This window comes from Vibrio sp. QJM3NY_35 (genome assembly GCF_057785915.1).
The window spans coordinates 964,412-988,706 of the sequence record NZ_CM173508.1 but is presented as its reverse complement, the minus strand read 5'-3'; the positions used below and the strand labels follow the sequence as shown (position 1 = coordinate 988,706).

The 24,295-nt window shown below is 43.9% G+C and carries 17 protein-coding genes and 1 pseudogene; 9 read left to right on the top strand and 9 right to left on the bottom strand.

The features are described from left to right. Positions 1–202: 202 nt before the first annotated feature. Together AC3CH3_RS19855 and AC3CH3_RS19850 are read right to left on the bottom strand one after the other, a co-directional pair. Positions 203–1,132 (bottom strand): LysR family transcriptional regulator, encoded by a 930-nt coding sequence (locus AC3CH3_RS19855; RefSeq protein ID WP_488538197.1) that lies wholly within the window; start codon positions 1,130–1,132, stop codon positions 203–205. A 26-nt stretch (positions 1,133–1,158) separates the two neighbouring features. After that, positions 1,159–1,599, bottom strand: a complete 441-nt coding sequence (locus AC3CH3_RS19850) for an Lrp/AsnC family transcriptional regulator (protein ID WP_060980634.1) — start codon at positions 1,597–1,599, stop codon at positions 1,159–1,161. Between the two features lie 141 nt (positions 1,600–1,740). On the opposite strand from AC3CH3_RS19850, the gene AC3CH3_RS19845 reads away from it, so the two are divergent. Then, complete coding sequence (locus AC3CH3_RS19845) at positions 1,741–2,325, top strand: LysE family translocator (protein ID WP_029405616.1); 585 nt, start codon at positions 1,741–1,743, stop codon at positions 2,323–2,325. A 54-nt stretch (positions 2,326–2,379) separates the two neighbouring features. Here the strand turns inward: AC3CH3_RS19845 and AC3CH3_RS19840 are convergent, their stop codons facing one another. After that, positions 2,380–2,769, bottom strand: coding sequence for a DUF1294 domain-containing protein (locus AC3CH3_RS19840; protein WP_019824749.1), 390 nt, complete (start codon positions 2,767–2,769; stop codon positions 2,380–2,382). 556 nt (positions 2,770–3,325) lie between these two features. Between AC3CH3_RS19840 and pulA the strand changes: the two genes are divergently transcribed. After that, on the top strand, positions 3,326–7,024 hold the full coding sequence (pulA, locus tag AC3CH3_RS19835; RefSeq protein WP_488538196.1) for a pullulanase-type alpha-1,6-glucosidase: 3,699 nt from the start codon (positions 3,326–3,328) through the stop codon (positions 7,022–7,024). A 563-nt stretch (positions 7,025–7,587) separates the two neighbouring features. Here pulA and AC3CH3_RS19830 read toward each other — a convergent pair. Both AC3CH3_RS19830 and lamB read right to left on the bottom strand, forming a co-directional pair. Continuing rightward, a complete protein-coding gene (locus AC3CH3_RS19830; protein WP_488538195.1) occupies positions 7,588–8,415 on the bottom strand; it encodes a MalM family protein in 828 nt (275 codons plus the stop codon). Positions 8,416–8,580: 165 nt separating this feature from the next. Next, positions 8,581–9,801, bottom strand: coding sequence for a maltoporin LamB (gene lamB / locus AC3CH3_RS19825; protein WP_488538194.1), 1,221 nt, complete (start codon positions 9,799–9,801; stop codon positions 8,581–8,583). A gap of 434 nt (positions 9,802–10,235) precedes the next feature. Between lamB and glgX the strand changes: the two genes are divergently transcribed. The 3 genes from glgX to AC3CH3_RS19810 all read left to right on the top strand — a co-directional run bounded on the left by glgX (position 10,236) and on the right by AC3CH3_RS19810 (position 15,054). Then, positions 10,236–12,209, top strand: coding sequence for a glycogen debranching protein GlgX (gene glgX / locus AC3CH3_RS19820; protein WP_488538193.1), 1,974 nt, complete (start codon positions 10,236–10,238; stop codon positions 12,207–12,209). A gap of 241 nt (positions 12,210–12,450) precedes the next feature. Continuing rightward, the gene (locus AC3CH3_RS19815) at positions 12,451–14,193 is read left to right on the top strand and encodes a sensor domain-containing diguanylate cyclase (protein ID WP_488538192.1); all 1,743 of its coding nucleotides are present in this window, start codon (positions 12,451–12,453) and stop codon (positions 14,191–14,193) included. A gap of 138 nt (positions 14,194–14,331) precedes the next feature. Next, complete coding sequence (locus tag AC3CH3_RS19810; RefSeq protein WP_488538191.1) at positions 14,332–15,054, top strand: tRNA (adenine(22)-N(1))-methyltransferase; 723 nt, start codon at positions 14,332–14,334, stop codon at positions 15,052–15,054. 108 nt (positions 15,055–15,162) lie between these two features. Here the strand turns inward: AC3CH3_RS19810 and yihG are convergent, their stop codons facing one another. After that, positions 15,163–16,107 (bottom strand): 1-acylglycerol-3-phosphate O-acyltransferase, YihG family, encoded by a 945-nt coding sequence (yihG, locus tag AC3CH3_RS19805; RefSeq protein WP_488538190.1) that lies wholly within the window; start codon positions 16,105–16,107, stop codon positions 15,163–15,165. A gap of 337 nt (positions 16,108–16,444) precedes the next feature. On the opposite strand from yihG, the pseudogene AC3CH3_RS19800 reads away from it, so the two are divergent. The 3 genes and pseudogenes from AC3CH3_RS19800 (at position 16,445) to AC3CH3_RS19790 (ending at position 18,811) form a co-directional block, all read left to right on the top strand. Further along, positions 16,445–17,195 (top strand): annotated as a pseudogene (locus tag AC3CH3_RS19800) (ferredoxin--NADP reductase). 62 nt (positions 17,196–17,257) lie between these two features. Continuing rightward, positions 17,258–17,590 carry a TehB family protein gene (locus AC3CH3_RS19795; RefSeq protein ID WP_019827017.1) on the top strand — a complete coding sequence of 111 codons (333 nt, stop codon included), beginning with the start codon at positions 17,258–17,260 and terminating at the stop codon, positions 17,588–17,590. 225 nt (positions 17,591–17,815) lie between these two features. Then, entirely contained in the window at positions 17,816–18,811 is a 996-nt protein-coding gene (locus AC3CH3_RS19790; protein ID WP_019827018.1) for a 2-hydroxyacid dehydrogenase, read from the top strand. A 100-nt stretch (positions 18,812–18,911) separates the two neighbouring features. Here the strand turns inward: AC3CH3_RS19790 and AC3CH3_RS19785 are convergent, their stop codons facing one another. The 3 genes from AC3CH3_RS19785 to AC3CH3_RS19775 form a co-directional block, all read right to left on the bottom strand. Continuing rightward, positions 18,912–19,784, bottom strand: coding sequence for a patatin-like phospholipase family protein (locus AC3CH3_RS19785; RefSeq protein WP_019827019.1), 873 nt, complete (start codon positions 19,782–19,784; stop codon positions 18,912–18,914). A 243-nt stretch (positions 19,785–20,027) separates the two neighbouring features. Then, the gene (gene katE2, locus AC3CH3_RS19780) at positions 20,028–21,479 is read right to left on the bottom strand and encodes a catalase KatE2 (RefSeq protein ID WP_019827020.1); all 1,452 of its coding nucleotides are present in this window, start codon (positions 21,477–21,479) and stop codon (positions 20,028–20,030) included. Between the two features lie 200 nt (positions 21,480–21,679). Further along, the gene (locus tag AC3CH3_RS19775; protein WP_488538189.1) at positions 21,680–22,849 is read right to left on the bottom strand and encodes a glycerate kinase; all 1,170 of its coding nucleotides are present in this window, start codon (positions 22,847–22,849) and stop codon (positions 21,680–21,682) included. A 426-nt stretch (positions 22,850–23,275) separates the two neighbouring features. On the opposite strand from AC3CH3_RS19775, the gene yiaK reads away from it, so the two are divergent. Continuing rightward, the gene (yiaK, locus tag AC3CH3_RS19770; RefSeq protein WP_017630173.1) at positions 23,276–24,277 is read left to right on the top strand and encodes a 3-dehydro-L-gulonate 2-dehydrogenase; all 1,002 of its coding nucleotides are present in this window, start codon (positions 23,276–23,278) and stop codon (positions 24,275–24,277) included. Positions 24,278–24,295 lie beyond the last annotated feature (18 nt).

Genomic DNA, 24,295 nt, shown 5'->3' with positions numbered 1-24,295 from the left:
AAAAGCTTATCCGAGTAGTAAGGAAGTGATCCACAATTATTAGTCTCGAATATATAGCCACTCTTGTCCTAGAAAAGAATAGCTAACGCCTGCTATGGCTAAACTTTACATTGTAAATCAGCTATAGCCGGAACAATAAAAAGAAGCCAGATCGTTCGACGATCAGGCTCCTTTTTTTATGTTTGAACGATTAGAAATCCAGCTAACCTTGCTGCATCTTCTCCCAAATCGTTGGCGACCCAATATAATCTTGAACCGTAGTGATGAATTCTTTCACTAGCTTGGTCTGCTTACGATGCGGGTAAACGGCATAAATAGCGGTATCAGCAGTAGAGATTGGATACTCTGGAAGTAAAGTGAGCAAGCCGAGTTCTTTCATTGATGCGTATAGATTTGACTGGTCGAGGAAGCCGTACCCTAGGCCATCTCTTACGCAAGAGACCATGGTACGAACATCACTCACCTTATAGTTGCCACGAATCGTCAGGCTTTGGAAAGTATTGCCATGCGGCTCTTCACTGATACGCAAATGATCAACCGTCATATCGCCATTGGTATAAATCACCGCAGGCAAAGCTAGCAAATCTTGTGGTGTCTTAGGTTCACCGTGCTGCTTAACAAAATCATTAGAGGCGACCAGCATAAAGTTACTGTCAGCAATCTTCTTCGCAATCAAATTCGATTCAACAAGCTTGCTGAAGCGAAAGGCGATATCGAATTGCCCTGCGATAATATTGGCGATCTTATCGTCCAGTGAAAGTACGATCTGAACATCAGGGTACTTTCTCATGAACTGAGTGATGATAGGTTGCAGATATTGCTGACCAAAATAGATAGGCGACGTAATTCGTAGTACACCTTTGGGTTCAGACTGGTATGAATCAGCAATGCCTTGGATCTGGTTAATAGTATCTTTCAGCACATAGGTTTGCGCTAAAATATCTTCCCCTGCCGACGTCAACGAGAACGAACGCGTAGAACGGTTGAGCAGCTGAACACCTAAGTCTTGCTCGAGTTTTTTTATCTGTTTAGAGAGTGAGGAATTGTCCATATCATGCAAGGTTGCCGCTTTGGTAAACGACCCTTGTTGAACCACATCTAAGAACAATAACAACTGATTGGTATTGGGCACTGTGCCGCTCCTAATATTAAGCTCGATTAACGTTCATCTTTTGGGGTATCCATCACCACCATGGTTGTGATGGATTGAACCTGAGCACACTCCCCTAGCACATCGGCATGAAACTTCTTATAGCTCGGTAAGTCTTTAGTCTCGACTCGCAACAAGTACTCATTGGCACCGGTGATGTTGTGACACTCGACCACCTCTTTCTCCATAGCGACGTGCTCTTCAAACTCCAATTGAGCAGATTTTTTGTGGCTTGATAAACCGATCGATACGTAGGCGATAAAACCCACGCCCATTAAGCTGTTATCTAGAACCGCACGATAACCTTGAATGATGCCTTTGCGTTCAAGATCTTGTACACGCCTTAACGTCGCTGAAGCCGATAAACCAATTCGCTCTGAGAGCTCAATGTTGGAGATTCTGCCGTCCAACTTAAGTTCTTGCAATATCCTTTCGTCAAATCTATCCATAAGTACTTATTATTGTGCATTTAGTGATAATAGAGGAAATAAAAGCACATAATTGCCTCACTTTCCACCTACTATGTTTCTCAACACGTGAAAGTCATGACCGGTCAGTCACTTCGTTCATTTTATTGCTGGAGAACCATTATGCCTTTAGAACAACTTAGCGCACTTGCCTTGTTTGCGTTTGTCTCGACCTTCACGCCGGGTCCAAATAACATCATGCTCATGACATCAGGTGCGAATGTTGGCTTTACCCGTACCATTCCGCACATGCTTGGCATTGCTCTAGGGTTTGCAGCCATGTTGCTGTTGGTTGGCTTCGGCTTGATGGGGATTTTCAACGCGTACCCAGTGACGCACCAAGTCTTGAAATACCTGAGCCTTGCTTACCTCGTATATCTTGCGATTAAGATAGCTTTGAGCGGCAAAGCCAAGAGTACCGAAGCGTATAAGCCGATGACTTTTCTCGGCGCGGCAAGTTTTCAATGGGTGAACCCGAAAGGTTGGTCGATGGCATTGACGGCGATTTCCGTTTATAGCAGCGGCAGCTCATGGTGGGAACTTGCGATCATCGCAGCCATTTTTACGCTAGCTAACTTGCCATCAGTGACCTTCTGGACGGCAGCAGGCAAACAACTGCAACACTGGCTAACAACACCAGTACGCATCAAAAGCTTCAACTATGGCATGGCGGGCTTGCTGTTGGCATCAACGATTCCAATGCTCTAGTTGACTCACTATAGCTACTGATGGTTAGTACACAGTTACTAGCCATCATTATCGTTAAAGAAACCCAATAATTTCACTAACCCAACGACCAAATATCGCCTGCCCACTTAGTGTTAGCGTCCATATAAACACTGCTATATTTATTGCCACCGTCAGCCAATAAATCGCTCGGAACGGCTGCTTTTGCGTTTTATGACGCAGCTTGTCTTGTGCGATCAAAGCTCCTAACCAACCACCAACAGCAGAAAAGATGTGTAGGGTTTTCTCTGGCACACGCCAATTACCATTGATCGCTGCTCGCTTGTCTTTCGCGTACACAAAAAACGTCACCAATCCGATAACCAAATACCACATTAATACCGCTTTCGAGCTTTCTGCAAACAACACAGATATCGCAACCAACACCAGATAGGTGATCGCAATTTGAATAGATGAAGACAACATCAACTCCTTTTGGGTAACAGCTCACATACTGTGGCGATTACGCCCTGTAGATTTTGATAAAGATGGATAACTGGTGGTTTCGCTCACAAGAAACCTACCTTCTCCTTAAATGCACAGTGGAATTTATAGGAATTGCAAATATCTGCAAATGAAACTGACGTAATCTACCTACTTTTTTGCTTCTCCTTGAGTGCAGCTATCGTCCCTAATACATAAAAATTACTAATATTGATATTAAGAACAAATAGAACATGAAAACTTTATTACTCTTGAAAAATAAGAACATTACAAAGTGATATTAATCTCACATTAATAAGGATGAGCTCTCATCCTTATTAACTACGCCTAGCTTCTACGCCCTATATTATTGATATTAAACAAATGAGTGATTGATCCAATAAATTTAACTTAAACCAAATACAAAGCGTGATATTGACACTAGGTTTCCTATTTTTACGCATTAAAAATAACTTTATACATAGCCATCACAAATAGTTGACCATCGTTAAGACTAGGATATTCATCTTCATAAAAAGTGAAATATGGATATTAAAACGTGAACAACATAAATATTAATAAAATTATCTCTCTACGAAATACCTTCAACAACACCAAAAAGAAGAGCTTCAAACGCTCTACATTGGCCAAAGCAATTTTACCGCTCTTCACCGCTAGTTTGATCGCGGGTTGTGGTAGTGATAATGATAGCGACAACGGTACAGACCCTGGCAACAGTGGTTTATACCCTGCAGCTGAAAACGAAGTCGTTATTTACTACAAACGCGATGTTGCCGCTGCAAGCTCATCTGGCTCAACTTACGACGGTTGGGGGCTGCACCTTTGGAATGGTGAAGGCTGTACCAGCACAGATTTAGTCGGCATGGGATTAAGTGAAACCGGAACCGACTGGAACAGCCCTTACGAATACGATGGTATCAGCGATACTTACGGTGCCTATTATGTGTTGAAAGTTGACCCAGATGCCTCTGACCCACACAAGTGCATGAACTTCATCTTGCACAATGGTGATGAGAAAGCATTTGGCAGTGCGAACTCAAAAGTCGAGTTAACTAAGCTTGGCGATTCACAAGGCGTATTTGGTTTCCATGGCAGCAGCGAGTTGTACTACGACCCTATTTCAGAGCGACCAGTCAATATTGATGGTCAAAAAGCACACTGGCTAGATGCAACCACAATTGGTTGGGAAGCGGCTAGCAATGCAGACTCTGTGAAGCTTTTCTATGCACTAGACAACAGCATCACAATGAACGATAACAAAGAGATTGTCGGCGGAACTGCAATTGAACTAAGCAAAGACGGAGAACTATCTTCTGAATTGAAAGAGCGTTTCCGACACCTAGCAAGCTTACCAGCAGTGGCAATTGATGTTGATGACACAACACTGCGCACCATTTTGAAGTCTCAGATAATTCTTGTTGCCTACAACTCAAATGGCGACGTTACCTCTTCAACTGAGGTTCAAAAGCCTGGTGTACTTGATGCGGTATTTGCTAGTGAAGATGCTGGTAATGCGATGAGTGAAGAATTAGGCGCGATTATTGAAGGCAGTGCAGCGACCTTCAAGCTTTGGGCACCAACCGCGCAAGATGTAGAACTCGTCCTATACAGCGAAGATTTGCAAAGTTCACAAGTGATCCCAATGACGGAAAGTGCTGAAACGGGTATTTGGGCGACTGACGCGGTGTCTAATGCAGTCAACAGTTACTATCGTTACCAAGTGAAGGTCTACCATCCAACCACAGGCAACATCGAAACTCGCCTTGTGACAGACCCATACTCTCTCAGTTTGTCAAAGAACTCAGCATACTCTCAAGTGATTGACCTAAATGATTCAACCTTGAAACCTGCGAACTGGGACAACTACCAACGACCAACCGTAGAGAAAGACGAAGACCATGTACTTTACGAATCTCACCTACGTGACTTTAGTTTTAGCGATAAGCTAGGTACAGCGAACCTAAATGGAAAATACCTCGCTCTCACAGAAGCCGATCGTGAGTCAGTCAAACACCTAAAAGAATTGAAAGATGCGGGCTTGACGACGCTGCATATCTTACCAGCATTTGATATCGCTACCGTTGATGAAGATGCTGCGAGCCGTGTTGATATAACCGACACCGTAGGCAAACTGTGTGATGTAAAACCGACTGCTGCCTTATGTGGAAGCGAAGACGAAAACAAAGTCATCGAAGACGTACTCGATGGTTATGACCCTTCAACGGGTGACGCACAAGCATTAATGAATGACCTTCGTATGCTTGATAGCTTCAACTGGGGCTACGACCCATTCCATTACACGGTGCCAGAGGGAAGTTACGCGACCGATCCTAATGGTTCACAGCGTATTCTCGAATTCCGTCAGATGGTGAAAGCCACGCACGACATGGATCTCAAGCTGATCATGGACGTGGTATACAACCACACCAACGCGTCTGGTGTGAACGATAAGTCGGTACTGGATAAGATTGTCCCTGGGTACTACCACCGTCTTAACGTCAACACTGGTGGCGTCGAAAACTCGACTTGTTGTGACAACACTGCGACCGAAAACCTAATGATGGGTAAATTGATGGTCGACTCACTTAAGGTGTGGGCTGACGACTATAAAGTGGACGGCTTCCGTTTTGACTTAATGGGCCACCAGCCGAAAGACGTGATGGTCGAAGCTCTTGCTGAAGTACGTAAAATCGATGAAAACACCCTGTTCTACGGCGAAGGTTGGGATTTTGGCGAAGTAGCCGATAACGCCCGCTTCGATCAAGCGAACCAAGTAAACATGGCGGGTACAGAGATCGGCACATTCTCAGACCGTTTGCGTGATGCAGTTCGTGGCGGTAGCCCATTTGATGGTGGCGTCGATTCAGAAGGCAACCACCCACTTCGCTTTAACCAAGGCTTTGGTAATGCAGCGATTGCCAACGAAGAAACCAAAGTTGATCAAGATTCGATCAATGGTCGTTTACATAACCAAGACCTTGTTCGTTTGGGTATGGCAGGTAACCTCGCAGAATACGTACTGATTGATTACAAAGGCGATACAAAACTGGGTAAAAACGTTGATTACAACGGTGCTCCAGCTGGTTACACCAAGATGCCTTCAGAGAACATCTCTTACGTTTCAAAACACGATAACCAAACGCTTTGGGATAACAACGCATACAAAATCGCCACTGGTACTAGCTCTGCAGAGCGTGCTCGCATGCAGTCTGTATCGCTCTCTACAGTGATGTTAGGCCAAGGCATACCATTCATCCATATGGGTTCTGAACTGCTACGTTCAAAGTCTATGCAGCGTGATTCTTACGATTCTGGTGACTGGTACAACCGCGTAATGTTTGATGGTACTAACAACAACTGGAATGTTGGCTTACCACGTGAAGACAAAGATGGTGCGAACTGGGATCTGATCAAAACAATCATTGCTGACCCAACGGCTAAACCAGACGAAGAAGACATTAATCTGACTAAGCAGCAATTCCTAGAGCTATTAAAAATCCGTAGCTCAAGCGAACTGTTCCGCTTAGACACAGCAGACGAAGTTATGAAGCGAGTCGACTTCCGCAATGTTGGCGAAGACCAAGTTGAAGGCCTGATTGTAATGTCTATCGATGATGGTGTGTCTGCGGGCGACGATCTTGACCCTGCAAATGATGCGATTGTGGCAGTTGTAAACTCAACTAATGAATCTCAATCGTTCAAAATCACGGGAGCAACCGGCTTTACACTTCACACCGTTCAACAGAGCTCTGAAGATGACATTGTAAAAGGTGCAAGCTTCGCCGCTGAAACCTTCACAGTCCCAGAACTAACCACCGCTGTATTTGTACAAGCTCAAGGCGATGCACAAGGTGCTGGTTTGCCGGTTGATAACTCAGGCAAGGATGTTTCTAGTATTCCACCGTATGGCCAAACAACAGTTTACGTTCGTGGCGACATGAATGGATGGAACCCTGTTGATGATTGGGCAATGAGCTTTGTCGCTAATGGTGTTTATTCTGTAACAGGCAGCTTGGAAGCCGGCGATTATGGCTTCAAGTTCGCAGATGCAGATTGGAATACACCTAACTTTGGTTGTGATTCAGTCGAACTTGCCGATGAGTCAATCGACCTAGGTATTGATGGTAACTGCCAACTAAGCGTAACAGAAGCTGGCACCTACACATTCACTCTGAATGCGATTCACGAGCTAGATGGCAATGTAGAAAAAGCGGTCGTTTCAGGAACCAAGAATTAAGCCTTAAAGCTTATGATTCTAATAAACAGATAATAAAACCAGCGCAAGCTAGCCTTTTGGGAGACGTCAGTCTCCCTTTTTTGTCCTTAATAAACTCCAACCCAGATGCACCACATCACTCCCTTACCCTCATTAACCAAACCATCAATGTAAAGAGGTAACGAACTCCCTGAATTCTTAGCTCTTAGTAGAAAGCATAACAACTCCGCGTGAGCGTCTAATTTAAGTGTATGTAAAATTTAGGAAGCGAGCTTAGGTTGGTAAATGAAATGGCGATTCGTCAATAGAGCTCGTATTCAGCTTTTTGAGAAGAGTAAAATAGACGAGAGTGTTTTTTAGTAGTTAGTAAATCAAAACTATAAATAACGAATCACGCCCATTTATATTAGCTATTGGTTATTGGTTATTGGTTATTGGTTATTGGTTATTGGTTATTATGTGCAAGTCTGAGGTTATTAACATTCAAGTATTCGGTGAATATCAGTATTACTTTTAATTTATTACAAGCAATAAAAAAGGCCCCTAACTAGGAGCCCTTCTTTTCATATCATTCAGTATTTTGATTACTTTTTATTGACTGCTTTTACAAAAACTTCTTGTGCACCTTCAATACCAAGGGCTTTTGCTTCATCTAGTAGGCTCAGAGCTTTGGGAATATTATCTGCGTCTACTGCTGCTTGAATGGCATTATGGTAGTAAGTTTGTGTTTCTGGTTGAATTGTCTCAACCTTAGCTGCTGCCGCTGGTTTAGCGTTAGATTCACTGCTAGAGCCAAATGAGAAGAAGCCCACTCTATCAATAGTCACTTCTATCTTACCGACATTCGCATTTGGAACGGGAATATCTTCTACTTCTGGCAAATAGTTACCACGGCCTTCAGCATCTAAACGTGCAGGGTGAATAACATCAGTAAAACCACCAAGATCTTCTTGCTCTGTATAGATAACTAAGTAAACAGACTCAGCAGTTGTCGGTGGGTAAAAATCATTTTCTGCAACAAGACGGTTGCCCAAATGCAACCTAGGCTTCGCATATTCGAAGCTTTCTTTGCCATAACGCTCTAACTCACGACCATTCTTGTCATAAATAACCGCATTAGGCACAAATGCAGTCTCACCGATCATGCTCGTGATCTTAATAGAGTATTCGCCGCGATCCGCTGGTAGCTCGATCGCTACTACAGGGCTGTTTATACCCTGATAGTTTAAAATTTGACTGTCTGGTGTTACATCGAAAATTGCCGAGCTTGGAAGCTTCATCGGGGCAAATTGAAGACCAGCAATAGAGTTAACTTGTTCAGCCTGTGCCACTTGCACTTGCTCAACCACTTGTGCAGATTGACAACCGGCCAACGCAACACAACCACTCAACATTAGAGCTTTAAAATACATAACCCTTCCTTCTTGTTATTTTTTTAAGAAATTTACTAACTTTAATTACCACAAAGAGAACTATTCACCTAGGGAACGATCAACTTAATCGTACATTCCTTAAAAAAATAGCCGACGCGAGCCGGCTATGAATTAGGACAGTTTAGGATTTGTTAAGCTAAGTGTTTACCACCAAGCTTCAGCTTGGATACCGAACACATATTCAGTATCGTCGCCGTTGAATGCATTTTTGTTTTCAGTATCTAGCAAGTAAGAACCGTAAACACGGATTTCAGGACGAGCCCAGAAGCTGTCACCCATAGCCCAAGCTTGAGCTACTGTGAACTTAGCGTTACCGAAATCTTCTTTAGCTAAACCGCTGTCTGAAATTTTCTCACCAGCATTGTAGCCTGCTTCGAAGATAGTACGCATAGTGTCGTTCCACTTGAACATTGGACGAGCCACTACAGAGTACTGGTCGATATCAAAGTTTTTGTTTGTGTAAACGCCTGCAGCTTGACCACCGATGTCGCTACCAGATAGGTATGCTAGTTGGTGACCCATTTCCCAAGATTCGCCTAGGTTCATTACACCCCAGTTGATCAAACGGAAACCAGATGCATCGTTGAATGCTTCAGTACCACGAGCGTAGTATGTACCTGAACCCCAGAAGTTAGCCGCCTGAACACCGTAACCGTTAGTACCGTATTGAAGGATAGTTTGGTGGAAACCGTTATCCATACCTTGGTGAATGATCGCAGAAGCTAGTAGGCCATCATCCGCTTCTTCACTCTTATCATCAGAGTCAGTTGCAAAGTTGTACGCTAATGCTAGCTCTAGAGATGCATCTTGCCATAGGCCAATGTTCGCTAGACGAGCATCAAAAATGTAACCTGTAGACTCGTCGTGATCACCGTCTTGAATCAGTGCAACAGATAGCTTCTGGTCGCCGATTGATAGGTTCTCGATACCACCACCAGTACCAGATGTATTTAGGTAGTAGAAGTCAGTAATGTGGATGTCTTTACGTTGGTAATATGTTTTACCAGCCCAAAGCGTTGCTTCGTTGTCGAAAGATAGAACACCTTTAGCTTTAACAGCGAACTGAGCAACGTTGAAATCGCCGTCTTCCCAACCATTAGAACCGTCGTTGCCTTGAGCAATCATAGATTCTACGCGCCACGTTTGCTCGCCAGTTTTTAGTTCTTCAGCTAGACCAAACTCGTAGTAGTTGTCATTTTCGTTACCTAGACGACCAATACCGTTTTTATTTACTGATACGTCGCCGTTACCGTTACCGCTAATACCAGTACCAGCACGCATGTAACCATTAAAATCTACAGCGAACGCAGAGCCAGCAGCTAGCGTAGTCGCCACTGCAGCAGCAATCAAACTTACTTTTTTCATTCTTAACTCCATTAAGGACGATTTATTTTAGGTTTTTATATTTTTGCTCTCTTGCGGCAACCAAAGGCAGTAATGGTAGTCGTAAGATAGAGAGGTTTAGGGTTTCCCCTGATTCGTTTCAACGGGGTCAATATTAAGAGGGGATGACAAGTTTGACTTCCTCCACCCCTAACTAAATTAAGGGGGACTAGAGGGGAGTAGAAAATATACGGAACGGTGTTTTAAAGAGGTAGATCACTTAATCTAGGAGGAGTAGACAGCACTCAGATCTAATTATTCACCTTAAGTGAGATCTACTTCAAATATATAATTTGAACCTAATCGGTAAATTATTTTTTTAACCGTAATTATTCTGTGAAGTTGCTTGACCTTACTGTGACAAAGCTTTTTACTTATAGTTCACTGATGTTGATAAACGAACAAGAAATCAAGCAATGACTAGAACGCTCGCTCGCCCTTATCCACTAGGCGCAACGCTAGGTAACACTGGCTGTAACTTTTCAATTTATTCTCCTGACTGTAAATCACTCTCTCTCGCTCTTTTTGACGAGAACGACGAATTCACCACTTATAAATTAGAAAATGAATACGCTGATATCAGATATGTCTTTATTGATGGTATTAAAGCGGGACAAAAATACGGCTTCATTGCAGAAACGGACAATGGCCCTATCCTGCTTTCAGACCCGTACGCCAAAGCAATAAGCGAACCGCTCAATTACGTCACGCCATATACCAATGAAAAAAGCTTTGCTATGGCGAAATGTGTCGTTGTTGATGACACCTTCGATTGGCAAGATGTAGAAAAGCCACACATTAGCCGCGAAGATACCGTTCTTTTTGAAACGCATGTAAAAGGTTTATCTCAACTGCACCCAGAAGTGGCAGCCAATACTAAAGGGCGCTACTTAGGGTTAGTGAGCCCTGAAATGCTTGCGTTCTACAAACAGCAAAATATCAACTCTCTACAGCTTCTACCCGTTGCTGCGTGTATGCATGAACCTCATCTCTTGGACATGGATAAAGTGAACTATTGGGGTTACAACCCATACTTGTTCATGGTGCCAGATCCACGCTACGCAGAAAAAGACGCCGTTAATGAACTCAAAACCGCCATTCGTGAACTTCACCGAAATGGCATCGAAGTCATTCTAGACGTGGTGTACAACCACACGGCAGAAGGTGGCGAAGGTGGTACAACCTTCAATCTCAAAGCGCTAGATAGCCGCTACTACATTAAACATGGCTGTCATTACGCGAATTTTACGGGTTGTGGTAACACCGTTGATCTCACCCACCAGCCAGCACTCAACTTAGTGATGGATACGCTTCGCTACTGGGTAAGTGAATTCCAAGTCGACGGCTTCCGTTTTGATTTGGCTGCAACACTGGGGCGAGAAGGCGATAACTACAATCCTGAGGCTGCTTTCTTCAAAGCCGTTGCTCAAGATCCTGTGCTTAAAGAGACTAAACTCATCGCAGAACCGTGGGATATCGGCCCGAATGGCTACCAAGTGGGTAATTTCCCGCTAGGCTGGAATGAGTGTAACGACAAACTACGAGACATCACACGTAGCTTCTGGCGTGGTGATCAAGGCTACCTAAAAGAGTTTGCAACCCGTTTGATGGGGTCACGTGACATCTACAGTGCTGCGCACTGGCCGTATAAATTAACCGTCAACTACATCACTTATCATGATGGTTTCACCATGCAGGATCTTGTTTCTTACAAGCATAAGCACAACGAAGAGAATGGTGAGAACAACCGCGATGGACACGGTGACAACCGTTCTGAAAACTACGGTGTTGAAGGTGAAACCGAAAACCTGTTAGTTATCGCGACACGTGAAAAGCAGAAACGTAACTTCATGGCGAGCCTGCTGTTTGCTTTTGGTATTCCTCATATTTTGACGGCCGATGTGTTATCTCATACTCAAAAAGGTAACAACAACGCTTACTGCCAAGATGGCGTGACCAGCTGGCTTAACTGGGAAGATTCAGAGCGCAAAACTTACTTCAAGACTTGGTTATCTGAAATGATCTCTGCTCGTCAGCAATACATGGTGCCGTTTATTAAGGCATTCAGTGGCGAAAAGCGTAACTCTAACCGCATCTTCTGGAGCCGTGTCGATGGCACACTTATGGAACATGACGACTGGAACCGCTTAAGCTCAGTAGCTTTGCATTTAGGTATTGGCAAAGAGGGCGACGAGTTAATTTATCTTATCAACCAAACCAACGCCCCTGCACGCTTCGCATTACCTAAGGATCGCGATCAAAACTGGGTGACCATTTGTGATACTAACCTGAGAAATGTAAAACCAGGTCATGCTGAAGGTGAAATGCTGTTATCGCCAACTTCGATGGCTATTTTGCATTATTCGCCAGGTAAGACTGAGTCAAGCTAAGTCAGCTCAATAAAACACCAAAAACCATAAAGGCCAGTTATATTTATAACTGGCCTTTTTGTTAGCTGAATATCACAAAACTCATTCTTTTATATGGAATCATTTGCATTGCTGTGATTAAGAAAACTGTTTAGTATGGCCGTACTATAAAAATGAATCTATTACGTCTTTGGATATCATGGCTTTACCTAAAACATTAATTCGGCTTTTTAAACCATACATTATTTTATTAACTGGAGGGATGCTCTATCTTGCTGTGGCTCAGCTTGAAAAAGTAGAAACAGCAGCAACAGAACAATCATCAACAAACATTCGTATCGCAAGCTCTACCATTCGTTCCAACATCGAAGCCACATTCGGCAAACTCTATTTTTTAGAAACCAGTCTAGGCTTACCTAAAACGGCTCCAATCGGTGATAAAAAATTCAGGGAGTTGAGCGATAATATTCTAAAAAGAACACCAAACTTCTCTGATATCGTTCGTTACCAACCACAATCCCAACAATATATATCAAGTCGTGGATTACCTCTTTCCCATGAACAAATCGACTCCATAAAATGGAACTCAATAGACAGTGTGGTTGAGGATTTCTACATCTCTTCGATTTACCAAAAAGCAGATGGTCGTTGGGTATTCGCAGTTAAACACACGGCGGAAAGATTAAATGAAGAAATATGGATTGAGTTTGACCTTCTACACACCACACAAGGGTTAAGAGACTTAAAAACGCTTAATCACGGCTATGTGTTTGTCGTTGACCGAGCAACAGAACGACTGGTCTTCCATCCAGATCCAAAACGTATCGGATCTAAATCAGTCAGCTATCACGCAGGTATCAGTCACCAACTCTCACAAGGTGAAACCGTTGGTAAACACGAATATTACTATCAAGATAACTTCAAAATATCGGTGTTTGACGCTGACAACAGCTTGAATTGGGTATTCATCGCAGGCACCGATCGCCACGATATCTTAACCAGCTCACACCAGTTTACTTTAACTGGCTTGGTGCTTGGTTCACTGCTTCTATTGTGGATTGGCGCAAACTATTTGGCTTATCGTTTGAACGTGTCCTTATCGCAACTGAATAAAGTCGATGATCTTGTAAGCTTTAAGCGAGAGTTAAAATCCATACTGGACAGCTTCACCTACCAAAAAGGCATTCAATTCTGTCTCTATCAGCCTGAGAACCACGCATTCAGTACCATCGACTATCACGGAAACAAGTCAACGGTACATTGTGACAAAGCCCTTGCAGAGCGATTTACACCGGACACCATGGCTTACCGAAGTGGTAAGTACGCAGACCCATTAGCGTGTAAACTCAAAATACACCAACGTCATTACTGTATTCCTTTGCACTCTCGCAAGCAGTTGATCGCAGTGCTATACGTAAACGCAAACTTACCGATCAGCCAGAGTATTCTGCGAATGATCCGAGATTACACTGAGGTCTCTTTGTCTAACTTACTGCTTCAACATCAATTGAGTAGCAAAGATCTGATGACGCAGTTAGACAATAAGAGCAGTTTCAGTATCGCCATCGAAAACTACGTGAGCGAGCCCGATACCTATGTTGCTCTGCTTGATATCGATAACTTTGACCATGTAAACCGAGCCTACGGTGAAACGGTGGGCGACAAGATGATCAAGCTGACTGCAGAATCAATTCGAAGTTACTTCCCCAAGCCAAAGGGACTTTGCTTGGCACGTGTAGGAGGAAAGGAGTTCGCGGTATTGTTCAAAGCCAATGATGTAAAAGATGCAAAATTCCAGCTAGACCAGTGCAGAGTCGGAATCGCGGAGAAAACCATCGTCACTCCAGATATCACCTTATCACTAGGGGTTAGTGTGGGGTATTCGCAAATAGAAGGCGAAACAGACTCAGCTTTAGCGCTGGCGGAACAAGCAAAGCTTATCGCACAACAACTTGGTAAGAACCGAGTGGAAGGCCATATCAGAGCCGTTGCCAAAGCATCGTAAACCTATACTAACAATTCTGTAGCCATCACACACCGCAAAGCACCTAGGATTCACACCCTAGGTGCTTTTGTTTTTCTAGAAAGTCATTACAATGCGCTTTCGATAAGACAACATCCCTTTTCTAACGACGCGAACCTTATGAAGCTAAGTAACCGACTGCAAACTCTCCACTCCCTTGTCAGCAATGACTACCAACATATTTGGGACTGTTGTTGTGATCATGGCTTTTTGGGTGTTCAACTGTTGTCGGATAATAAAGCGCCTCAGATTCACTTTGTCGATATAGTCCCGTCTCTGATGAATGAATTGGAAGGCAAGCTAACTCGTTACTTTCCCCAAGGTGAAACGGTAGAGCAAAAGGTCACTAGCCAATGGCAAGTTTACTGCTTAGATGTGGCAGCGATTCCATTGGAAAAGCACACTGGCAGACATCTAGTCATTATCGCTGGTGTGGGTGGCGATCTAACTCAGAAATTAGTCGATGATATTCACCGTCAACACCCTGACAAAGCGATCGATTTCTTGCTTTGTCCGGTGCATCAACAATTCGAGCTAAGAAGCCATTTAAAGGCGCTCAATTTTAGTCTTGTTGATGAAGTGTTGATTGAAGAGAACCGTCGTTATTACGAGATTTTATTGGTGAGCAATAACCAAGGCGAGGCAGAAAAGAGCCAAACCATTAGCGAGATATCAAACGTCGGTGACAAGATCTGGACACCAAGCTGTGATGAACAAGTGAAGGTATCACAGCAATACAAAGCCAAAACATTGCAGCACTACTTACGTATCCATCAAGGACAAGAGAAGCAAGGCAAACCGAGCCAAGTGAAGCACATCATTGATGCATACCAAGCTATTTGACGGTAGTAAACACTAACTTTATCGCTTACCCTGACACCGCGATTCAATAAAAAAGCCGATAGTTCAATGAACTATCGGCTTTTTTGATGCTATCTGTTTGATTTGATCTTACTGCTCTTGCTTCTTATGAACCGTATCAAGCCCATCAATCGTTTCAGCCTCACGGAGCGTATCAACCCCATAAACCGTATCAAGATAGGCGTCTTTCTCTTTCCACGTGTTATTCAACCAACTGTAGAAACGGCGCTTAAACGCTTTATCTTCAAAGTAATTACCGTTTACGTTCTCATCCATCGGATGCAATTTAATACGCACCACGACCTTGGTCATTTTGCCTTTTAGCATATCTTCAAACGGATAAGTCTGGTTTTCTGGATAAGCCAGAGTGACATCAACAATGCCATCTAAGATTGGTCCCATTGCCGATAGTGCAAATGCTACACCACCAGTTTTAGGCTTCAATAGGTGTCGGTAAGGGGTTTTCGCTGTCGCCAGTTTCTCGTGATTGGCACGCGTTCCTTCAACAAAGTTAACCAAGGTTGTCGGTGCAAGCTTGAACTTAGTACACGCTTTGTTGATTGCATCGAAATCATCATTACGACGTTCTGGGTTACGCAGCAAAAACTCACGCGAGTGACGTCTCATGAAGGGCATATCTAGCCCCCAACATGCCAACCCAACAAAAGGGACATACAGCAATTCATGCTTAAGGAAGAACTTAGTCATCGGCATCTTATCTTTCAAGATAGAAGACAGAATAACAATATCTGCCCAGCTAAGATGATTCGACATCATCAAATACCACTGTTTAGTCGAGATATCTTCCCCGCCTTCGACTTGCCACTCGATGTCGTTGTTCACGTTCAACATCCAAAGGTTGAGCGAAGCCCAGCACCAAAATGTGAAGTTAGCTAAACGAGTACACGACTTCTGCACAACAGAGATTGGCAGAATCAGTTTGATGAGGCCAAAGAAGCTCACGGTAAACGCAGTCATTGCGGTATTGATGGTCACGAACAATACGTTCAAGGCCATACGAAGATTATCAAGCATAAAACACGGCTATATTGAGATCGAAAGCCGCCATTATACGCATCTACAAATTATTCTCTTTAGTTATTAGTGCAATACTTCAGGGGTCAAACCACTCTGCAGACTTTGCTAAAGCTCGGCTCTAGATCCCCAAAACAACGCACCACGCAGATAACAATTACACATTCGAGTCATTTTGACCAGCTTGTAGAGTGTCTTTTTGACACAATAACAGTTAATTTCATTCGCAAAACCAGTATTGATAAGCATTCTCATTATTGGCATGCTACATGCAACTCCAAAGTGTAAATAGTTGAGTATCCTTAATGAGATAACTTCTCTTCTTAAAGGTGATGATATGACAGATATTCCTCATGGTTTGGTAACCGGAAAAATCCTACACAAGACAGAATGGACAGATCAATTGTTCTCACTCCAAGTCAGTGCTCCTGTCTCCCCTTATCAGGCGGGTCAGTTTACTAAGCTCGGCTTACTCAATAGTGAGGATGAGTTCGTGAGACGTGCTTATTCCATGGTGAATGCGCCGGAACATGAGCAAGGTCATCAGCATCTAGAGTTTTTGATTATTAAGGATCAAAACGGTCAGCTCTCTCCTCAGCTTCATGACATTGGATGAGATCCCAGAGATCGCCGACGATCTATGGATGCTTTCAACCGGAACCGCGGTTGGCCCATTCATCTCAATGCTCGAAAGCATGCAGCTCCAACAACAGAATGGATTGGCTTCAGAAAAAGCCGCGTCATTCAACAACCTTGTATTGGTTCATGCCGTAAGAACAGAACAAGACCTGACTTATCGAGACCGTATCACTCAACTCGTCGATCACTTTCAAGGGAAACTTAAATATGTGCCAATTATTTCTAGAGAATCAGTCACCGGAACTTTGCGCGGACGAATCCCAAGCTTGTTACTTGGAGGCGACCTTGAGCAAGCCGCGTCTGTCGCTTTCAATCAAACCCGCAGTTTCTTCTACCTTTGCGGCAATCCGCAAATGGTTCGTGACACAAGTGAAGCACTAACCAGCTTAGGTTTCGAAAAGCACTTACGTAGAAAGCCTGGTCAATTCAGTAGTGAAAACTATTGGTAAAGATTGCTCACCTACGACAGAGAAGTACCCATTTTAAAGAACAGTCAGATAAGAGGTTTTATATGAGTCATTTACGTATTCCGTCACACTGTAAAATCCAACGTTCAACACCGTTTTTCACCAAAGACAATATACCAGCAGCACTCCTCAACCATCACAACACCGCAGAGGGTGTCTTTGGTCAGATCTGCGTAATGGAAGGTACAGTGACCTTCTATGGTTTTGCTGATATTGAAGCAACAGAACCAGAAAAAGTGATCACAATTGAAGCCGGGCAATTTGCCACCAGTCCACCTCAATATTGGCATCGAGTGGAACTGAGTGACGACGCACAATTCAACATTAATTTCTGGTCAGAAAAAGAGACCAAGAAGATGTTCAACACTCGAAAGTAAGATCCATTCGATATTCATGAACTTATAAGCAAGCTACTTCGTAATGTGATTTTTAATGTTCAATAAGTGGAGATAAAAGACCAAATAACCTTAATAATTACAATGACTAATGGTGATAGACAAGAGAAAAAAACTCTAGCACACTGAACAGAGTTATTAGTTTTAGCCCGATTTTAGATTAATAAAACAGACGGGTTATTTATATTTTAGGTAAGAGAGGAAGCCATGCTCAACATTGCTTTTTTTAGCTCAAAATCATACGACGAAAAATCATTCAACCTTGCGAAAGGCGAACTCAACGCTGAGTTTCATTTCCATGATTTTCGCCTCACTACAACCACGGCAAAAATGGCGCACGACAACGAAGTGGTGTGTGCATTTGTAAACGACGACCTATCGCGAGACGTGCTAGAGATTCTTGCACAAGGCGGCACCAAGCTGATTGCAATGCGCTGTGCGGGTTTTGATAAAGTCGACCTAGGCGCAGCCAAAGAGTTTGGCCTGCAAGTGGTTCGCGTTCCTGCTTATTCACCAGAATCGGTAGCTGAACACACGGTCGGCATGATGATGTGTTTGAACCGTAAACTGCACAAGGCATACCAACGAACTCGTGATGCGAACTTCTCCCTTGAAGGCTTGGTCGGCTTTAACTTCCACGGTAAAACCGTTGGTGTGATTGGTTCAGGTAAGATTGGCTTAGCAACGATGCGCATTCTGAAGGGTTTGGGCATGAACATCCTATGTTATGACCCATATCCAAACCCATTAGCCGTTGAACTAGGTGCTAAATACGTGGAATTGGATGAGCTTTATCAAGAGTCTGATGTGATTTCTCTGCACTGCCCAATGAGCAAAGAGAACTACCATCTTTTGGATGCGACTGCATTTGAGAAAATGAAAGATGGCGTGATGATCGTTAACACCAGCCGCGGTGAACTGTTAGATTCAACCGCAGCAATCGAAGCACTGAAACAGAGTAAGATTGGCGCGCTTGGCCTTGATGTGTATGACAACGAGAAAGAGCTGTTCTTCCAAGACAAGTCTAACGATGTGATTGTGGATGACGTGTTCCGTCGCCTATCTGCTTGCCATAACGTGCTGTTCACAGGTCACCAAGCTTTCTTGACCAAAGATGCACTGTTCAACATTGCCAATACAACCCTAACCAGCGTTGACGCTTTCTTTGCAGACAACACCAGCGGCAACGAACTCGTTCAATAACGAGCTGATTTAAAAACAGACTAGCTCTACAAATACAAAGCCACGCTATTCCTAAGTGAACAGCGTGGCTTTTTGGGTTATCCCAATATAGAAAACAGAACTAGATGCAGAAGTGGCAATCCTCGATGTCTAATCCGTAAGTACCTTTTCGAATAGCCAGATGCTCTTCCCCTGCCTTCACGCCCATCTCATAACCTGCATCCAAGGTACTTTGAACCATAGTCAGTCGCTTAACCGCGAACGTTTCCGGTGGCGCAATCACCTTAATGGTCGCATCTTTTGGAGGGTTACGAATGAACTCCAAAGACTGGTTGTAGTTTTCAGCACGTACCGCCATCGACTCCGCAATGTTTGGGAATTTCTTTAACAGTTTTTTCAGCATCCACTGATACTTCTGCGGCTTCATTCGGTAGCTCAATGGGTGAGATAGAATCACGGTAATATCACGCGCACCACGGCGATAAGCTTCACGAACTGGAATTGAATCGGCTACACCACCATCTGTATAACAGCCGCCAGAGAAGCACGGTGTTTCACGGTAAGCGATAGGTAAGGCCGTTGTTGCTTCAACCACATTAGAAAGGTTTTCTGGCTTAATGTGATAGTAATCGGCACTGCCTGTATCCACATTCGTCACAGCGGCAATCAGTGGGATACTTGAAAACATCTCACCACAATCCAGTGGATAGCGTTGGTTTGATTCATTCCACAACCACTTCACGTCTACCAAGTTACCACCCTTGGCAAAACGAGTTGGGTTGAAGAAGGTTTTATCGGTCGCCATCGTGGTGATCACGTTGTAGCTGCGTTTTGGCGCTTGAGATAAGTAACCAACCAAATTGGATACGCCCGCAGATACGCCAATGGCAAAATCATAAGGACGGAAATCGTCTTCCATAAAGGCGTCTAACACTCCGGCAGCGAAGATGCCTCTCATTGCCCCACCTTCAACGATTAATGCGCTTTTACTCATCTCAAACTCTACTACTTTATAAACTGATAGCCGTAGGATAATCCCGTCCGTCTTATAAAGATAATGGGATAGATTTATCAATTCGATAGGCAAAAGCTATTAATAGAAAAAGCGATAAATTTCAATAAATTGACGTGACTGACACGGTTTTCCTAGTACATACCCCCATTACACAGCGCGATCAAAAAAGGCCATTGAGTAATTCACTCAACGGCCTTTCATTTAACTAATCAAGCTTTTTGATTACGACTTAAATTCGCTTACATCAATTTCAAGCAGTTTACCAATGCCTTCGCCATATGCAGGGTCGGCTTTGTAACAGTGTCTTAGGTGACGCAGTTGAATCTCTTTAGGTACGCCGCCTAGGTTGCGAGCTGTGTTATCAAACAGAATCGCTTGTTTTTCTGGTGTCATTAGGCGGAACAGGTCACCCGGTTGCGAGAAGTAATCTTCATCTTCGCGATGATCCCAGTGTGCTGCTGCACCATCAAGGTTCAATGCTGGTTCTGCAAAATCAGGTTGCTCTGCCCATTGGCCTTCGTTGTTTGGCTCATAGCCTAATGTGCTACCAAAGTTACCGTCAACACGCATCGCACCATCACGGTGGTAGCTGTGTACAGGGCAACGAGGTGCGTTCACTGGGATGTGCTGATGGTTAACACCCAAACGGTAGCGCTGAGCATCACCGTAAGCAAACAGACGACCTTGTAGCATCTTGTCTGGCGAGAAGCTGATACCTGGAACTACGTTAGCAGGGTTGAATGCTGACTGCTCAACTTCAGCGAAGAAGTTCTCAGGGTTGCGGTTAAGCTCTAGCTCACCCACTTCAATCAATGGGTAGTCTGCATGAGGCCAGATCTTAGTAAGATCGAATGGGTTGTAAGGTACTTTCGCTGCGTCCGCTTCTGGCATCACTTGAACTTTAAGTTTCCATTTCGGGAAGTCTTGGTTATCGATGCTTTCTAGCAGATCACGTTGGTGACTTTCACGATCTTCGCCGATCAGCTTCGCTGCTTCAGCATCCGACAAGTTCTTAATACCTTGCTGAGATTTGAAGTGGAATTTAACCCAAAAACGCTCATTATCACTGTTGATAAAGCTAAATGTGTGGCTACCAAAACCGTGCATGTGGCGGTAAGTAGCTGGGATACCACGATCACTCATTACGATAGTGATTTGGTGAAGTGCTTCAGGCAGAGAAGTCCAGAAATCCCAGTTGTTCTTCGCGCTACGCATGTTAGTACGTGGGTCACGTTTCACTGCATGATTTAGATCTGGGAATTTAAGAGGATCGCGTAAGAAGAACACAGGCGTGTTGTTACCCACCATGTCCCAGTTACCTTCTTCGGTATAGAATTTCAATGCAAAACCACGAATATCACGCTCAGCATCAGCTGCGCCACGCTCGCCTGCTACTGTCGTAAAGCGTGCAAAAAGGTCGGTTTTCTTACCAACTTCAGAGAACAGTTTTGCCTTGGTGTATTTGGTAATATCGTGGGTCACGGTAAATGTACCGTAAGCACCTGAGCCTTTTGCGTGCATGCGACGCTCTGGAATCACTTCACGATCAAAGTGAGCCAATTTCTCTAAAAACCAAACATCTTGTAGAAGCTGTGGGCCGCGTTTGCCCGCCGTTTGAACATTCTGATTATGAGCAACAGGACAACCCGCAGCTGTAGTTAGTTTTTTACTCATGGTCTATTCCTTAAGGTAAAAGATATCGCATCGTTGCCATATCTTCGATTTAAGTGGATTCAATACTTTAAAAACCACTAAAATAATATGGATAAAAAATAGACCTGAGTGACCAGAAAATATAATCGTTTATATTTATCGTTGCTATCTATAAAACCTATCGAACAGGTGAGTTAACTAAGCCTTTGTATCACCGAACTTTATTTAAGAATTGCATGACCTAACTTCAGCGTCGAAGCTATATTTCTTGCCGTTCTAGTTAAGTTCAATTCAGCTTCTCGTAGTACTTGCTCGAGTGACTGTGGAGAGCGCACAGTCCCGAACAAACTGCTCATTTCACCGTAAAGCGCTTCGACTTCAGTGCCCAGTGATCCGGCAATACCTATGGTTGGAATACCTTGTAAACTTGCACGCTTGGCAATGCCATAAGGTGTCTTTCCTTGCAAGGTTTGGTTGTCCATTTGTCCTTCGCCCGTAATCACAAGGTCGGCACCTTTCAATATCTCATCAGCTTGTAATACATCAAGTACCATCTCAATACCCGGCTTAATCTGCATGTTGAATAGCAAGCTGAGTCCCATCGGCGTACCACCCGCCGCGCCATAACCAGTGCGCTTGTTAACCGGCTCCTCACCACCGACACAACCCTGCATTTCAGCGATTCGAGCAAAATTCGCTAGCGCCTTATCAAGCATCAAGACTTGTTCAGGTGCTGCTCCTTTTTGTGGGCCGAATATATGGCTAGCACCATTTTCACCACACAGCGGATTATCCACATCGCACGCGACGATCAACTCGATATCCGCGCAGCGTGAATCTAGATCGGTAAGATCAATAGATACTAACTCCGCTAACGCAGCACCACCTCGGCTAAGCTCTTGCCCTGTATCATCTGACAGTGTCCCACCTAACGCTTGTACAATGCCTGCACCACCATCATTGGTAGCACTGCCACCTAATCCAAGAATAATGGTTTGAGCGCCCTGTTCTATCGCTTCTAATATCAGTTGCCCAGTACCGAAAGAAGAGGCAACCAAAGGGTCACGCTGGCCTGGAGTCAGTAGGTCCAATCCAGATGCAGCAGCAATTTCAATCAGTGCGGTTTTGTTTGGGTTGCTATCGGATGGCTTAAGCATCGCCCATTCAGCATTAACCAATGCGCCCAACGGCCCTTCCACTTGATGTGTTTGCTTTTGCCCCGCCAAGCCTTGCAGCAACACATCAACAGTACCTTCACCGCCATCGGCTAAAGGCAAGGTCACATAGTCAGCGTCAGGGAAAATTTCACGAAAGCCCTTTTCAATACACGCCGCCACCGATACCGCCGATAACGATTCTTTAAACGAGTCTGGTGCAATAACAATTTTCATAGAAGTTGGCTCCAAAACTTAACGAGATCTACCAAGAAATAATTCCAAAACAACAAAACCACTATATAGAAGACAGCTCAACTGTGCGTATTTCACTCTCTGAATTTGACCACTCCCTCAGATTTCAGCGCCACTATTTTATATTCAGTAAAGTTACTGTTTGCTCGAATTCCATAATTTGACAAATTTATTCCCGCGAAATTATCGAATTTCATTCGATTTAGTCTTAGAAACCAGATCCTGAACACGCTTTTTGTTTCGCATTGCGGAATTATAAAATCTTTTTGTCCCGTTTTTTAACCGCTTAACACTTATTAGAGAAAAACTTAATAAGGAAATATTTCGCAACTTTGCTCACAGAATATTTTCGGAATAAAAACAATAATTCATTCCGCATTATGGAATATAACTTATCGGAGAGCACTGATGCCTTTAGTATCTACAGAAAAACTACAACAAGAATATGAACGAATCCTTTTGGCTCGCGACATGAAACCAGAGATGGCAACCAAGCTTGCAGCAGGTTTTGTTGAAATGGCAAACGAAGGCACTTACTCACATGGCATCAACCGTTTTCCGGTATTCATTGACCAAGTAGACAAAGGCCAAATCAAATTAAATGCTGAACCAGAATGCGTTAATAGCATGGGTGCATTAGAGCAGTGGGATTGCAACTACGGACCAGGTGTTCTTAACGGTCTTATCTGTGCAGAACGAGCAATGGAATTAGCGCGTGACTACGGTATTGGCATGGTCGGCATGCGTAATTCGAACCACTGGATGCGCGGCGGAGCTTATGTATTAAAAATGGCTCGTGAAGGTTTCGCAGGGATTGCATCAACAAACTCAATCGCAGTAATGCCAGCTTGGGGTGGTAAAGATCACCGTGTTGGTTCGAATCCTCTAATCATGGCAGTAGCTGGCGATCCACCTGTTGTTGTTGATTGCTCAATGACTCAATTCTCTTACGGCCAACTTCAAAACTTCGTCCTTGCTGACAAAGAACTGCCTGTCGTAGGTGGCTTTGATGACAACGGTGAACTCACTAAAGACCCACATGTACTTTGGGAAAATAAACGTCTACTTCCAATGGGCTTTTGGAAAGGGTCATCAATGGCAATCGTGCTAGACATGATGCTAACAGCCATTACTGGCGGCCACTCAGTACCCGCACTAACTGAAGATATGGGTGGTGAGTTTGGTGTGTCTCAATTCCTTATCGCTATCGACCTAAGCAAGACAATGGACGAAAGCACTTACGCACAAGAGATGAAGCGCATTCGTGACTACGTACTTGAATCAGAGCCTGCAGAAACCGGCTCAGTGATGATTGCTGGTTCTGAAATTGAAAACTTCATCAAGAAACACGAAGCAGCTGGCGGCATTGAAATCAACGATGGAATTTGGGAACAGATTACATCTCTGTAATTAGCCAAAGGTAGGGAA

What these genes read in the sequence shown, in the direction of transcription:
- AC3CH3_RS19850 (WP_060980634.1), bottom strand. Translation starts at nt 1,599, where the DNA reads ATGGATAGATTTGACGAAAGGATATTGCAAGAACTTAAGTTGGACGGC.
- AC3CH3_RS19845 (WP_029405616.1), top strand. Translation starts at nt 1,741, where the DNA reads ATGCCTTTAGAACAACTTAGCGCACTTGCCTTGTTTGCGTTTGTCTCG.
- AC3CH3_RS19840 (WP_019824749.1), bottom strand. Translation starts at nt 2,769, where the DNA reads ATGTTGTCTTCATCTATTCAAATTGCGATCACCTATCTGGTGTTGGTT.
- AC3CH3_RS19830 (WP_488538195.1), bottom strand. Translation starts at nt 8,415, where the DNA reads ATGTATTTTAAAGCTCTAATGTTGAGTGGTTGTGTTGCGTTGGCCGGT.
- lamB (WP_488538194.1), bottom strand. Translation starts at nt 9,801, where the DNA reads ATGAAAAAAGTAAGTTTGATTGCTGCTGCAGTGGCGACTACGCTAGCT.
- glgX (WP_488538193.1), top strand. Translation starts at nt 10,236, where the DNA reads ATGACTAGAACGCTCGCTCGCCCTTATCCACTAGGCGCAACGCTAGGT.
- AC3CH3_RS19815 (WP_488538192.1), top strand. Translation starts at nt 12,451, where the DNA reads ATGCTCTATCTTGCTGTGGCTCAGCTTGAAAAAGTAGAAACAGCAGCA.
- AC3CH3_RS19810 (WP_488538191.1), top strand. Translation starts at nt 14,332, where the DNA reads ATGAAGCTAAGTAACCGACTGCAAACTCTCCACTCCCTTGTCAGCAAT.
- yihG (WP_488538190.1), bottom strand. Translation starts at nt 16,107, where the DNA reads ATGCTTGATAATCTTCGTATGGCCTTGAACGTATTGTTCGTGACCATC.
- AC3CH3_RS19795 (WP_019827017.1), top strand. Translation starts at nt 17,258, where the DNA reads ATGAGTCATTTACGTATTCCGTCACACTGTAAAATCCAACGTTCAACA.
- AC3CH3_RS19790 (WP_019827018.1), top strand. Translation starts at nt 17,816, where the DNA reads ATGCTCAACATTGCTTTTTTTAGCTCAAAATCATACGACGAAAAATCA.
- AC3CH3_RS19785 (WP_019827019.1), bottom strand. Translation starts at nt 19,784, where the DNA reads ATGAGTAAAAGCGCATTAATCGTTGAAGGTGGGGCAATGAGAGGCATC.
- katE2 (WP_019827020.1), bottom strand. Translation starts at nt 21,479, where the DNA reads ATGAGTAAAAAACTAACTACAGCTGCGGGTTGTCCTGTTGCTCATAAT.
- AC3CH3_RS19775 (WP_488538189.1), bottom strand. Translation starts at nt 22,849, where the DNA reads ATGAAAATTGTTATTGCACCAGACTCGTTTAAAGAATCGTTATCGGCG.
- yiaK (WP_017630173.1), top strand. Translation starts at nt 23,276, where the DNA reads ATGCCTTTAGTATCTACAGAAAAACTACAACAAGAATATGAACGAATC.